Source organism: Streptomyces sp. DvalAA-14, from assembly GCF_900091855.1.
GTDB lineage: Bacteria > Actinomycetota > Actinomycetes > Streptomycetales > Streptomycetaceae > Actinacidiphila.
In genome coordinates this window covers 1-13,776 of sequence record NZ_FMCH01000087.1, presented here as the reverse complement: position 1 = coordinate 13,776, position 13,776 = coordinate 1, and the positions used below count along the sequence as shown (strand labels likewise).

At 72.1% G+C, this 13,776-nt stretch carries 10 protein-coding genes; 1 reads left to right on the top strand and 9 read right to left on the bottom strand.

All coding sequences use genetic code 11. The features are described from left to right. Positions 1 to 7: 7 nt before the first annotated feature. The 9 genes from GA0115240_RS04305 to GA0115240_RS04265 form a co-directional block, all read right to left on the bottom strand. Positions 8 to 1,318 carry an alpha-glucosidase/alpha-galactosidase gene (locus tag GA0115240_RS04305; RefSeq protein ID WP_093735310.1) on the bottom strand — a complete coding sequence of 437 codons (1,311 nt, stop codon included), beginning with the start codon at positions 1,316 to 1,318 and terminating at the stop codon, positions 8 to 10. Continuing rightward, positions 1,318 to 2,271 carry a carbohydrate kinase family protein gene (locus GA0115240_RS04300; protein WP_093735309.1) on the bottom strand — a complete coding sequence of 318 codons (954 nt, stop codon included), beginning with the start codon at positions 2,269 to 2,271 and terminating at the stop codon, positions 1,318 to 1,320. The genes GA0115240_RS04305 and GA0115240_RS04300 overlap by 1 nt, the downstream gene beginning before the upstream one ends. Before the next feature lie 55 nt (positions 2,272 to 2,326). Continuing rightward, positions 2,327 to 3,238 (bottom strand): carbohydrate ABC transporter permease, encoded by a 912-nt coding sequence (locus GA0115240_RS04295; protein WP_093735308.1) that lies wholly within the window; start codon positions 3,236 to 3,238, stop codon positions 2,327 to 2,329. Next, the gene (locus GA0115240_RS04290; protein ID WP_093735307.1) at positions 3,235 to 4,188 is read right to left on the bottom strand and encodes a carbohydrate ABC transporter permease; all 954 of its coding nucleotides are present in this window, start codon (positions 4,186 to 4,188) and stop codon (positions 3,235 to 3,237) included. The genes GA0115240_RS04295 and GA0115240_RS04290 overlap by 4 nt, the downstream gene beginning before the upstream one ends. Positions 4,189 to 4,198: 10 nt before the next feature. After that, entirely contained in the window at positions 4,199 to 5,551 is a 1,353-nt protein-coding gene (locus GA0115240_RS04285) for an ABC transporter substrate-binding protein (protein WP_093735306.1), read from the bottom strand. A gap of 200 nt (positions 5,552 to 5,751) precedes the next feature. Continuing rightward, positions 5,752 to 6,582 carry an endo alpha-1,4 polygalactosaminidase gene (locus GA0115240_RS04280; protein WP_093735305.1) on the bottom strand — a complete coding sequence of 277 codons (831 nt, stop codon included), beginning with the start codon at positions 6,580 to 6,582 and terminating at the stop codon, positions 5,752 to 5,754. 255 nt (positions 6,583 to 6,837) lie between these two features. Beyond that, positions 6,838 to 8,088, bottom strand: coding sequence for a Gfo/Idh/MocA family protein (locus tag GA0115240_RS04275; protein ID WP_093735304.1), 1,251 nt, complete (start codon positions 8,086 to 8,088; stop codon positions 6,838 to 6,840). A gap of 159 nt (positions 8,089 to 8,247) precedes the next feature. Next, positions 8,248 to 8,646 carry a DUF5955 family protein gene (locus tag GA0115240_RS04270; protein WP_093735303.1) on the bottom strand — a complete coding sequence of 133 codons (399 nt, stop codon included), beginning with the start codon at positions 8,644 to 8,646 and terminating at the stop codon, positions 8,248 to 8,250. A 9-nt stretch (positions 8,647 to 8,655) separates the two neighbouring features. Continuing rightward, positions 8,656 to 10,899, bottom strand: coding sequence for a hypothetical protein (locus GA0115240_RS04265; protein ID WP_141708719.1), 2,244 nt, complete (start codon positions 10,897 to 10,899; stop codon positions 8,656 to 8,658). A 304-nt stretch (positions 10,900 to 11,203) separates the two neighbouring features. On the opposite strand from GA0115240_RS04265, the gene GA0115240_RS04260 reads away from it, so the two are divergent. After that, positions 11,204 to 13,776: carbohydrate-binding protein (locus GA0115240_RS04260; RefSeq protein WP_107407092.1), on the top strand; the 2,573-nt coding region annotated here is incomplete at its 3' end.

The following is a 13,776-nucleotide window of genomic DNA, read 5'->3' as shown; positions in this document are numbered from 1 at the left end:
CGGTGCGTCAGTGGCCCAGCGTGGCCCGCAGACCGGGCTGGAGCAGATCGGCGTGCGCGCGGACCATGTCGTCGCACAGGTCCCAGATCCGCTCGACCGGCAGCGTCGCCGCCGTCGCCGGGTCGGCCATGGCGGCCTGCCGGATCGACCGCGGGTCGTCGTCGAGGGCGGCGCGGACCACCAGGTCGTTCATGCTGAGGTAGTTGCGGTTGAGCGCGGCACACTGGGACGGCAGCGCGCCCACCCGGGTCGGCTGCACCCCCAACGAGTCCACCAGGCAAGGGACTTCGACCGTGCCGGTGGCGGGCAGGTTCTCGATCAGGCCGTGGTTGGGCACATTGCCGTAGATCGTGCGCGGGGTGCCGGTGGTCATGCTGTGGATGACCTGCGGCGCGTACTCCATCGTCCCCTCGACCGGCAGCCGCTCGCCGGCCGCCAGCGCGTCCCGGGTCCGCTCGTAGCTGGCGACGTTCTCGTCCACGATGTCGAGGTAGGCGCCCACCGGCAGCCGCAGCCGCTCGATCTCGCTGTCGTGGTGCAGGTACCAGGGGACGTACTCCGAGGAGTGCTCGCTGGTCTCGGTCGGGTAGTAGCCCAGCCGCCGGTACATGTCCACCCGCACCCGGCGGCGCAGCTGCGGGTCGTCCGCGATCAGCGCGTCGAGCCGCGGGTACAGGTCGGTGCCGTCGTGCTCGAAACGCAGCACCCACGCCTGGTGGTTGACGCCCGCGGCCCGGTAGTCGATCTCCTCGTACGGCACCCGCAGCAGCTCGGACAGATCGCGCATCGTCCAGTACACCGAGTGGCACAGGCCCACCACCCGGGTCAGCCCGGTGGCCTGGGTCAGGTACTGGACGTTCATCGCCATCGGGTTGGTGTAGTTCAGCAGCCAGGCGTCCGGGCACACCTCCGCGATGTCCGCGCCCAGGGCTTTGAGCACCGGGAAGGTGCGCAGCGCCCGGAAGATGCCGCCGACGCCGATGGTGTCGGCGATGGTCTGGCGCAGACCGTAGCGGGCCGGCACCTCGAAGTCGGTGCGGGTGGACTCGCGCATGCCGACCTGGATGATGTTGATCACGAAGTCGGCGCCGGCCAGGGCGGCGCGCCGCTCGGCGTGGGCGGTGACACGCGGCGCCGCGCCGCGCTCCTCGGCGATCCGGCGGGCGGCGCCCTCGGCGGTGGCCAGCCGCTCCGGGTCGATGTCGTGCAGCGCGATGTGCGCGTCCTTCAGCTCGGGGAAGGCGAACAGGTCCGCCAGCAGCCCCTGGGTGAAGACGACGCTCCCGGCGCCGATGAACGCGATCTTCGTGGTGGTCATCAGTGGTTCTTTCCGTTGCGGGATACGGCTGCCAGCGCCTCGGTCCAGGTGGGCTGGGCGGGGGTGCCGCCCAGCGCCCGGGTGGACAGGGCGCCGCAGGCGGCCGCGAGATCGAGGGCCTGCGCGAGAGGCAGGCCCGCCAGCAGGGCGGTGACGAAGCCGGCGTCGAAGCTGTCGCCGGCCCCGACCGTGTCGAGCGGCTCGGCGGGGGTGCCGCCGGTACGGGTCAGGGTGCGGCCGTCGTGGGCCAGCGCGCCCTCGGCGCCGTTCTTGACCACGACCAGCGGTCCGCGCCCGGCGAGTTCGGCGGCGGCCTGCTGCGGCGCCGCCGCCTCGGGGCCGGCCAGCGCGGCTGCCTCGGCCGCGTTGGGCAGCAGGATGTCGGTGACGGCGAGCAGGGCGTCGAAGCCCGGGGGCGCCCACCGCCCGCTCGGGTCGTCGTTGGTGTCGAGGGAGGTGGTGGCGCCGGCGGCCCGCGCGGCGGCGAACAGTCCGGGCAGCGCCTCGGCGAGCTTCGGCATCAGGAAGTACGAGGCCGCGTGCACGTGCCGGCATCCGGTGAGCAGCTCCGCCGGTACGTCGTCGGCGCAGGTGGCGCTCAGCGTGCCGGCGGCGGTCAGGATGGCCCGGTCGTCGCGGCGGTTGAGCACCGTGGTCAGCGGCGTCGGCAGTTCCGGGTCGAGCCGCAGCGCGGCGGTGTCCACCCCCCGCGCGTCCAGCGCGGCGCGGACGAAGCGGCCGGCCTCGTCGTCGCCGACCCGGCCGGCGAAGGCGGTGCGCAGGCCGAGCCGGGCGGCGCCGCAGGCCATGATCGCGGCGGAGCCGCCCAGGGTGAGCAGGGCGGTGTCGACGAGTTGTTCGTGCTGCCCGAAGGCGAGCGGGGCGTCGATCGGTCCGAGGACGACATCGGGGTTGGCGTCCCCGATGACGAGCAGGTCGAAGTCGTGCGGCATCCGGTGTCCCGTGGTGGTGGCGTGCGATGGGGTGGTCGTGGCGGGCGGGGGCGGCTCAGCCCTTGAGACCGCTGGAGGTGATGGATTGGATGAAGGACTTCTGCGCGGCCAGGAAGGCGAGCAGCACGGGCGCGATGGTGATGGCGTTGCCCGCCATCACCGCCGACCACTTGGTGTGGTGCTGGCCCTGGAAGGTGGTCAGGCCCAATTGCAGCGTGTAGTGCACGTCGTGGTTGATGGCGATCAGCGGCCAGGTCAGATCGTTCCAGGTGGCCAGGAAGGTGAGGACCGCGACGGTGCTCAGCGCCGGGCGGGACAGCGGCAGCACGATCGAGTAGAGCACCCGCAGCCGTGAGCACCCGTCGATCCAGGCGGCCTCCTCCAGCTCCCGCGGCAGCGACAGGAAGAACTGCCGCAGCAGGAACACCGCGAACGGTGTGACCAGCGACGGGACGATCAGCGCGCCGAGGGTGTCGATCAGCCCCAGTTTCTTCATCACCAGGAAGGTCGGGATCATCGTCAGCTGGAACGGGACGACCATCGTCGCCAGCATCAGCGTCATCAGCGTGCGGGACCCGGCGAACCGCATCCGCGCGAAGGCGTAGCCGCCCAGCGAGCCGAGCACCAGGTTGGACGCCACCGCGACCGCCGAGACGATCAGCGAATTGGCGAACCAGCGCGGGAACATGGCGTTGCCCAGCACGTACCGGTAGCCGTCCAGATGGATGCCCGAAGGCCACAGCGCCGGCGGGAAGCGGTTGATCTCCGCGTCGCTCATCACCGAGCTGAGCAGCAGCCAGATCAGCGGCAGGGCGAACAGCAGGGCGAGCGGGGCCAGCAGCAGGTGCCAGGCGCTGAACGGCAGCCGCAGGCGGCGGCCCGCGAAGGGCGCCCGCGCCGGTGTCGCGGACGGGCCGGCCTGCCGCGGGGCGCCGGTGGACAGGGGGGACGGGGATGTCGCCGTCATCGTGCGGCTCCTTCGAGGCGGGTGTTCTCGCGGCGCCGCGCCAGGCGGGTCACGACGGCGATGACGAGCAGGGCGACGGCCAGGACGTACGCGGCCGCCGCGCCGTACCCGGCGGTGAAGTTCTGGAACGCCGCCTGCCAGATGAAGTACACGACCACGGTGGTGGAACCGATCGGGCCGCCCTTGGTGGTGACGTACACCAGGTCGAAGACCTGCAGGGCGTTGATGGTCTGCCACAGCAGCAGGAACACGCTGACCGGCGTCAGCGTCGGCAGCACCACGTGCCGCAGCAGGTGCAGCCGGCCGGCGCCGTCCAGCCGGGCCGCCTCGATCAGGGTCTGCGGTACGTCCTGCAGGGCCGCCAGGTAGATCACCACGCAGAAACCGGTGCTGCTCCACAGCGAGATGGCCACCAGGACGTACAGCGCCTGCCCGGGATCGGTGAGGAAGCCCTGCGAGGACAGGTGCAGGGCGTGCAGCACGGAGTTGGCCGCGCCGAACTGCGGGTCGAGGATGAAGGAGAAGAGCACGCCCTGGGCGGTCTCGGAGATCACGAACGGCACGAAGATCAAGGTGCGGTAGAGGCCGACGAACCGGATCCGCCGGTTCAGCGCGAGCGCGAGCGCGAGCCCGAGCACCATGCTCAGCGGCACGTACAGCGCCGTGTAGACCAAGGTGTTGCCCACGGCCTGGCTGAAGTGCGGATCGTGGCTGAGCGCACGGTAGTTGTCCAGGCCGACCCAGCGGCTGGGGGTGACCAGGTCGTCGGCCCGGAAGGACAGCAGCAGCGACCAGACCACCGGCACGGCACTGAGCCCGAGGATGACCAGCACCGACGGTGAGATGAACGCCCAGGCCGTGGCGGACTCGCGGCGGCGGCCGCGGCGCCGGGCGCGCAGCCGCACCCTGTCGGTGTCGGAGAGGGTGAGCGGGGCGGGCAGCGGTGGCATGGGAGGCTCCTCAACGCGGGATGAGCAGGGCGGCGTTGGCCTCGTCGGCACAGCGGCGCAGGGCTTTGGCGGGGGTGCTCCGGCCGAGCAGCACCGACACGATCGCCTGGCCCAGCGACTCCGAGATCTGCGCGTAGGCGGGGTGCGCGGGCCGGACCCGGGCGGTCTCCAGGGACTTGGTGAACACCGGCATCCCGACGGTGTCGGCCTCCTGGGCGCGCCAGGCGGGCAGCTTCTCGGTGCTGCGGCTCAGCGGCAGGCTGCCGGCCTGCACGTCCCAGCGCACGTCCTGCGCGGGCTGCATCAGCCAGCTCACAAAGGTCCGCGCCGCCTTCACCCGCGCGTCGCCGTTGTCGAACACCGTCCAGGTGTCGGGTCCGGAGATGGTGATGGGCTTGCGGCTGTAACTGGGCAGCGGCACCACCACGTAGTCGATCTTCGCGGTGATGATGTCCGGCAGCCCCCAGGGGCCGGTGACGACCATGCCCATCCGGCCGGAGTTGAAGACCTGGTACATCTGCTCGGTGCCGGGCTTCGGGTCGATGTAGACGCTCTTGGCCTCGGCGAGCCCCTGGACGGTCTCCAGGGCCCGTACCCCGGTGTCCGCGAAGCCGATGCCCTTGCCGTTCGGCGCGACCACGTCGCCGCCGAGGTCCCATATCATCGGCCACAGCCGCCATACGGTGTCCTCGTCGCCGACCCCGGGCCAGCCGGTGCCGAACACCCCCCGTCCGGCGTCGGTGAGTTTGGCCGCGGTGTCCTGGAACTCCGCCCAGGTCCAGCCCGCTTGCGGCAGCGGAAGTCCGGCGGCGCGGAACAGCTTCTTGTTGCAGACCACGGCCAGCGAGTCGAGCAGCGCGGGCGCGGCGCGGACCCGGCCGTTGATGGTGACCGCGTCTCGGGCGGGCGCCCAGTAGTCGGACCACGGCGTGGGCAGGGTGCGCGTCATGCCGGTCAGATCGACCACGCGCGGGCTGCGGGCGATGCCGGCCAGGTCGGAGCCGAAGATGTAGGCGATGTCCGGGTACGAGCCGGAGGCGAGCGCCGCGGTCACCTTCTGCAGCATGGAGTCCGACAGCACACCCCCGCCGGGATTGACCCGGATCGTGGGATGGCTGCTGTTGAACGCCTTGACCAGCCCCTCGATGGCGGCACGGCCGACATCGGTCTGGCCGTGCCACAGCTCGATCGTGACGCGTCCGTCGGCGCCGACCCCGTCACCGGCGCCCGCGCCGCAGGCGGTCAGCGCGCCTCCGGCGGCGAGGCCGAGCGCCGCGCCCGAGCCCTGGCGCAGCACACGGCGGCGGGACGGCCGGGCGGGAGGCGACGGCGGCCCGGCGGGAAGGGAACGGCCGAGAGCCATCGGACCTCCAGGGGAGCGGTTGCGGGGCACAAACCGGATGGTTGGATTCCGGTTGAGCGGTGGGCAGGGCCCGGGACGGGGCGCTCGGGCGGGGTGGTGGAGCTACCGGGTGGAGCTACCGGGTCGAACTACCGGATGGGGTTCTCGGGTGGGGGCGGCCCGGCACGGCGGGGGAGGGCCGGCCGGGCCGCCCCGCCGGCTCAGCAGGTCTTGCGTACGTATCCGCTGGTGCCCTTGGGCACGACGTCCTCGTCGCGCTGCACGATGCTGAGCGTGCTGCCGTAGCCGCTGCACGCCTTGCTCAGGCCCTTGGCGGTGTACTCGATGACGATGACGTGGTTGCCGTAGGCGCTGGTGTAGTCGCCGCACTCGCTGTAGTCGGCGCACTCCTCCGCGATGGCGAAGTCCAGCCCGTTGACGGCGTGGTCACCGGACAGCTCGGCGGTGTTCTTCTGCGCGATCGCCAGGTTCTTGCTGTGCGCGTGCGCCGAGAGCAGCTGGATGTACGACTCCGCCTCGGCCTGGGTCAGGTAGGAGGGGAAGCGGGTGTAGGTGTCGAAGTTGTCGGGTTCGACCGCCTGGAAGCCCTTGGCGGCGCACTGGTCGATCCAGCCGTCCACCTTGTCGGCGATGCGCTGGCGGTTGCTCGCGGTGCGGATGTCGAGGATCGCCTCGTCCCAGTCGGGGTCCTTGACGACCTTGCCCTTGGCGTTGTGCAGCAGCAGGTCCGCGTCCCAGTCGCTCTCCGCGCCCTCCTGGGTCTGGAAGGCGTTGACGTAGCAGATGTTGTAGAGCCCGGCCGCCGGTGAGTCGTCGTGGTCGCGGCTGACCACCGACACGCCGGCCGGCGGGGTGTACCCGCCGCCGATCTGGTAATCGAAGCCGGCGTGCGCCGGCGGGAGGGTCACCGCGGCGGCGGTGGCGCCGGCCGAGGCGGAGCTGAGCAGGGGCAGGACCACAGCGGTGGCGGTGGCCGCGATCGCGGCGACCCACTGGCGTCGGGGGATTCGGAAGTGACCGGTGCGCATCATCGATCTCCGGATGCTGGGGGGATACGTCCCCGCCTCGGAAGCTGACAGCCATCCTGGCGACTTAGTCCGGGCTTGCGGCTTGGGGGCCGTCCACCGGCTGGGCGTACCTCTGCGCCGGGTTCGTGTCTCGGCGTTGCGGGAAGTAAAGCGATCAGGGTTCGCCATGTCAAGGCCCCCTCATTCACAGTTCGTGCTGCGCCCGAATTCACCAACAGCGGTTATTTCAGGGCGACGTGCGGGAAATGGCGGACCCGGTCAGCGGGTCTGGTGGCGGGCGAAATACCGGGCGGTCGCCGGATCGGGTGGCCGTACCCGCACCGGGGTGCCGCCCGAGCGCAGCGAGACGGTGGCGGCCACCCCCGCCGCGACGGCTTCCCGGGCGGCGATCGGTGAGGTCTCGGTCGGACCGCCCTCGGCGGCGAAGCGCAGGAACTCGGCGACCAGGGCTCCGTCGGCGCCGCCGTGGCCACCTTCCGGGTCCTCCGGGTCCTCCGGGTCCTCCGGGCCCTCCAGGTCCGGCGGGCGGCCTGGGGGCGCCGCGACCGTGACGGTGAGGTCGGCGTCCGGCCGATAGCCGGACCGGCGCAGATTCCACACCCTGACCGTGGCCTCCTCCTCGTCCAGGCCGTCGCCGAAGTTCTCCAGCCGGCCCTCGTCGCCGATGACGGTGTAATTGCGCCAGTAATCGGGTGTGTAGTGGCACTGCTGATAACTGGTGAACACCCCGTTGTCCAAACGGGTCAGCATCATGCTGAGGTCCTCCACGTCGATGACCGGATTCAGGTCCCGCAGCGCCGACGGCGGCCAGGCGCCGGGGTCGAACCAGTCCGGCATCCGGCGCCCGTCGTCCGGATCCCGGGGATCGCGGCGGTGCGGGTTGTCCCCGTAGACGGTCAGCCCGCCGAGCGCGACCACCGTGCGGGAGTAGCCGGCCGCGAGCCAGTGCACGGCGTCGAGGTCGTGCGCGCCCTTCTGGAGCAGCAGGCCGGTGGTGTTGGCGCGTTCGGCGTGCCAGTCCTTGAAGTAGTAGTCGCCGCCGTGTCCGACGAAGTGCCGGCACCACACCGAGCGCACCCGCCCGATGGCGCCCGCGTCGATCAGCGCCCGCATCCGGCGCAGGACGGGCAGGTGCCGCAGATTGTGGCCGACGTAGAGCCGGGTGCCGGTGCGGGCGGCGTCCGCCAGCATCTCGTCGCAGTCGTCGACCCCGATGGCGAGCGGTTTCTCCACGAACACCGCGACACCGGCGGCCAGGAAGAACCGTACGGGCGCGGTGTGCACGTGGTCGGGGGTGAGCACGAACACCGCGTCGAGGCGGTCGTCCAGCATCCGCGTCCACGCGTCGTGCACCGCGACCTGCGGGCCGAACAACTCCCGCGCGGTGGCCCGGGCCCGCGGATCGGGGTCGGCGCAGGACACGACCCGGGCGACACCCGGCCGGTTGGCGTGGCGCACCAACGGCGCGCGCTGACCGATGCCGACGACTCCGACCCGTAGTTCCGCCATGGAGCGGCTCTCCCCTCACGGTCGATCGGCCCGGCGCCGCGGCGGCGGCCGGCGTGTTCACGTGCCGACCCTAGATGCTCGCAGTTGCTCGATCAACCGCTGTTGCGAACAATCTCAATCATCCGGCGCTCATCGGCGCCCGTGGCGGGGCCGCCGTCGTCAGCCGTGGCCGAGCAGGTCCCGCAGCGATTCGGCGAGGCCGCCGACGGCGGCCACGAGCGGGGTCACCGGTTGCACGAAGGCCGTCAGACGGGCCAGCGCCCGGCCGACCGCCCCCGGCTCCGGCTGTGGATCCGCCAACTCCTCACGCAGGCGTCCCAGTTCGGCCCGTGTGGCGGACTGGTCCGGCAACTGCTCGCGGTGCTCGTCCAGCAGCCGCTCGATCACCAGCAGCAGATCGGCGGCGGTGGCCGCCGCGGGAGCCCCCGCCCCCGTCGTCACGCTGCCGGCCACCGCCCGCGCCCCGGGGCCGACCGCCTGGTTGCCGATCCGGACCTGGCCGCCCAGGACTTGGAAGCCGTGGTTGACCGGTGACCGGCCCGGGATCTCGTCGGACATGGCCGCCTCCTAAGCGGTGGGGGTCGGCGGGGCCGGGCTCTGGGCGAACAAGGTGGCGCTCGCCTCCTGGCCGACCGCCTGGTTGCCCACGACGCTGAGCCCGCCCTGCTGGAGGACGCCGTGGTTGAGGATCGTCTGCTGCTGGCGCTGGAAGTCGGCGGTGTCCACGCCGTGCGCGTCGAGGAACTCCCGGATCACGGTGAGCGTGTGCCGGGTGACCGCCGCGGTCACCCGCTGGGCGTCGAGCACCTGGAAGTAGTTGAGATACGTCGGGTTCATCGCCCGCTCCCGGACGCTGAGCCGGGCCCCGTAGTCGAAGTCCGGGTCCTCGGAGATCGCCCGCAGCTCCCGCATCTCCCGCCTCCACCTGCGGCTGCCGAACCGCAGGTTCTCCACCGAGGCGTACGGCGCCGCCCGCAGCACCCGCCCGGCCCGGCCCACCGCGCTCAGCAGCAGCTCCGCCCGCCGCTGCCCGGTCATCCGGTCGGGAACGCTGTCGACCCGGTGGTAGCCGCCGCGCACCGGCGCCAGGGTGTGCACCGCGCACTCGACGTGCACCGTCCGCTCGGAGACCGCGACGCGCAGCAGCACGGCGGGCACCACGTCCCCGCCCCACAGCGGCAGATGGGCCACCAGGCTGTGCCGCGCGGTGCCCTTCGGCTCCAGCACGACCCGCCGCATCTCCTCCCGGTCGAGCAGGAGCGAGGGCGCCAGGTCGGTGTCCGGCAGGAAGCGGTCGTCGCCGGCGATGGTGGCGCCGTGCACGAAGACCCGGTCCTCCACGGCCAGCCCGGCCAGCAGGGCGCCGTCGCCGGCGCCGGGCGCGCCGCCCCGCCGTGACAGCTCCCGCAGATGCCCGCGCAGGCTCTCCAGCAGATCCCAGGCGTCGAACGCGGTCACCTCGCCCGGAGGGCCGGTCACACCGGGCGGCGGCCCGGCCGGCACCACCGGCAGCGCCAGTGACCAGCCGGACTGGCGGGCCGCGAAGCCCAGCGCCGGCTCCCACCCGCTGTATACGGTCACATTCCCGCTCTGAGCCTCGTCGATCACCCGCAGCCGGTCCGCCAGCCAGGCCGGCACCGGATCCGGCAGCGGCGCCGCCGACGGGACGAACACCGACCGGCGCAGACCCCGCAACCGCTCCTCCACGTCCAGCAGATGGCGTGCCACGAGCCCGCCCACCGCCGGCAGCCCGACGCAGAGCACCAGCAGCGCCGGAAAACCGCCGAGGTAGGTGCCGAGCAGCCACCGCACCACGCCCGGCCCGTGCGACGACAGCCCGACGGCCAGCCAGCCGCCGGCGATCAGCGCCACGCCGTACGCGACCCCCGCCTTCAGCCACGCGGCCGGCTCCTTCGACCGGTCGCGGCCGCGGTCGGCCAGGGCGCCCGCGGGCGGGCGCGCGGCGGCGCCGAGCACGCCGAGGATCCCCGCGGTCAGGACTGGCCACAGCGGCGCGATCAGCAGGATCGCGAGCAGGGCGGCCGACAGCCGCACATCGCGCCGCCGGTGCAACCGCCGTGCGGCCAGGCAGTGGCGGACCACCGGACCCAGGTCCACGCCGGGGGAGGGGGCCACCGCGCCGAAGGCGTCGGCCAGCAGGCCGTTGGCCACCGTACGCGCGAATGCCGGATCGGTGTAGGCGGCGGCGCACAGATAGCGGGTGACGTCCCCGGGCTCGCGCCCGAGCGCGGTCGGCGAGGAATCCGGCGGGAGGGTCATGGCGCGGCTCCGTTCCAGGTGTCGGGCGCGGGCGGTGACGGCGGGGCGGGCCGGGCGGTCGGCGCCGATCCAGAGCAGGCCCGTGACGAGCCCGGCCAGCACGCCGAAGACGGCGCCGTCGTCGAGCAGGGTCACCAGCAGGAAATCGCGCGGCCCGAACAGGCGCGCGTCGCGGCCGAGGAACAGCCAGAAGGCGAGCTGGCCGGCCAGCGAGACCGGCACCCAGATGCCGATGGCGACAGCCCAGCGCAGCGGCCCGGCCGGCGCCCGACGCAGCGCCCGCGGCACCAGCAGCGCGCCGGCGGCGAGCATCAGTACCAGGGAGGCATCGGCCGACCACATCCACCGTGTGCCGAGCCCGGCGGTCTGCGAGGCCGACACGAACCAGGTGCAGGTCGACAGCCCCCCGCGGGCCCACTCGTACAGCGCGTGGGGGCCGTGCCGGGCCTGGAGTCCGTGCTGCGCCCACGGACTGCCCAGGACAAGGACCGCGCCGTAGAGGCCGGCCATGCGCCATCGCGCCAACGCCACGTCGTCTTCCCCCTGTTGCCCCCGTCGGAACGCCCCGCAGTGACCCGGGCGCAGCACACTACGCCCCCGATGTCTTCATGTCAGACGGTTCGCACCATCTGCCGCCGCGCCCACGGCGACCGGGCTCCGGGCACTGCCGGTCCCGGCGGGCGCGGGCGTGGAGGCGCGAAAATCCAGCTCGTTGCGCGCGGTGTCTTCCAACGATCTGTGTAACTTTTTCTTTACCTGATCGGAACCTTGCGGGGTCAGGGCGTGCTCTGTACGGTCGGGGCGCCCGTTACCCGAGGTTCTGAAGGAGCATCCGATGCGTGACACCCCCGGACCCGCGCGCGGCGCGGGACTCGTTCCGCGCCTGGCTGTAGCCCTCGTCGCCCTGCTCGGGGCGGTGTGGATCTCCTTCACGCCGGCCAGCGCCGCCTCCCCTGCCGGCGCCTCCCACAGCGCTTCCCGCGGCGCCGCCCCTCGCAGCATCGCCGCGGCGCCGGCCGCCACCGCCGCGACGGTCGGTGCCACCACCCCGTTCACCACCTACGAAGCCGAGGCCGGGACCCTGGGCGGGGGCGCCGGCACGGTGTCACTGACCGCGGCACCGACGACGCAGTACTCCAGCGCCGCACTCGAGGCGTCCGGGCACGCGTACGTCCACCTCGCCGCCACCGGCCAGTCGGTGCAGTGGACGAACACCACGGGGCAGCCGATTAGCTTCATCAACGTCCGCGCCAGCATTCCCGACTCCGCCTCGGGCGGCGGCATCACCGGCACGCTGAACCTGTACGTCAACGGCACCTTCCGGCAGGCGCTGAACCTCAACTCCAAGCAGACCTGGGTGTACGAGGGCAACAACAACTACAACACCAGCGACAACCAGAACCCGGCGGACGGCTCCCCGCGCGTGTTCTTCGACGAGTCGCGCACCTTCGTCACCGGCACGCCCATCCCGGCCGGCAGCACCTTCTCGCTGCAGAAGGACGCCGCGAACAGCGCGTCGTTCTACGACGTCGACTCCATCGACGTGGAGAACCCGCCGGCGCCGATCGCCCAGCCCGCCAACTCGATCTCCATCACCAGCTGCGGCGCGGTCGCGGACAACAACCCGACCAACGGGTCCGCCGACAGCCAGTCGGTGGACAGCGGCCCCGCCATCCAGAACTGCATCAACCAGGCGCAGTCCCAGGGCAAGATCCTCTGGATCCCGCAGGGCACCTTCTATGTGAAGGGCACCACCGGCCTGCAGGCCCAGGGCATCACCATCGCCGGCGCCGGGATGTGGTACACCACGATCTACCGCGATGTGCCGGTGCCCAACAACACCCCGCTGGCCGCCCTGTTCTCCGTGACGTCCTGCACGGTGGAGAACTTCCACATCGACGCGAACGCGGTCAGCCGCAGCACCATCGGCGGCGACGGCGGCGCCATGGACACCACCGGCACCAACTGGCTGGCCACCGGCATCTGGACCCAGCACACCATGTCCGGCTTCTGGGCCTCGGGCACCGGCGGCAAGGTGCAGAACAGCCGGCTGACCTCGATCTGGGCCGACGGGATCAACCTGAACAACGTGTCGCTCAACGCGACCAGCGGGAACAACCTGACCGCCACCAACAACTTCGTGCGCGGCACCGGTGACGACGCGATGGCGATCAACTCGGTCAACTACAACACCAACGGCAGCAGCACGACCTACTACAACCCGATGACCGACATCACGATGACCAACAACACCACGATCGCCCCCTGGGGCGGCAAGGGCATCGGCATCTACGGCGGCAGCGGCCACCTGGTCAGTGACAACTACATCAGCGACACCGCCCGGTACATCGGCCTGGGCGCCGGCCGCTTCGGCGTCAACGGCAGCGACCTGCTGTCCGCGACGGTGACCGGCAACACCGTCGTCCGGTCCGGCGGCAACGCCTACAGCCAGGGCCAGCCCGCGCTGCACATCGGCAACGGCGGCGACGGCCAGAACACCGGCGTCGTCGACCACGTCACGGTGACCGGCAACACCGTCGCCAACTCCCTCTACGACGCGGTCGGCTTCTCCACCTCGACCAACACGCTGCTGCAGAACAACACCATCACCAACCCCGGCCGCAACGGCATCGTGATCGCACCGCCGTTCTACCCGGCGCCGACCGGGTCGGCCACCATCACCGGCAACACCGTCTCCGGACTGAAGGCCGGCGCCACCGCCTTCGCCAACAACTCCAGTGGCTTCACCGCGACGTTGAGCAACAACAGCTGGCAGGGGGGCACCGGCCCGGTCGAGGCGCCCTTCGGCGGAACGCCGGCCGCGGTTCCCGGCACCGTCCAGGCCGAGAACTACGACACCGGCGGCCAGGGTCTCGCCTACAACGTGACCTCGGTCAACGGAAGCGGCAACGGCTACCGCGCCGACGGCGTCGACCTGGAGGCGACCTCGGACACCGGCGGCGGCTACGACCTCGGCTGGACCACGGGCGGGCAGTGGTTTCGGTACACCGTCAACGCGGCCTCGGCCGGACCGTACACGGTGAGCCTGCGGGTGGCGGCGCCCAGCGCGGTGAGCGGCGCGCTGCACATCTCCAACGCGTCGGGCACGAACCTCAGCGGGGCCGTCGCCCTCCCGGCCACCGGCGACTTCCAGGCCTGGACCACGGTCACCGCGCACGTCACGCTGCCGGCCGGCCAGCAGGTCCTGACCGTCAACCAGGACACGGGCGGCTGGAACCTCAACAGCCTGGCCTTCGCCGCCGGCGGCGGCACGACGCCGGCGGCGACGCTGTCGGTGGCGCCGTCCTCGCTGAGCTTCGCCACGCAGGCGCTGAACACCGCGAGCAGCGCGCAGACGGTCACGGTGTCCAACACCGGTACCGCCGCCGCGTCGGTGTCGGGTGTCGG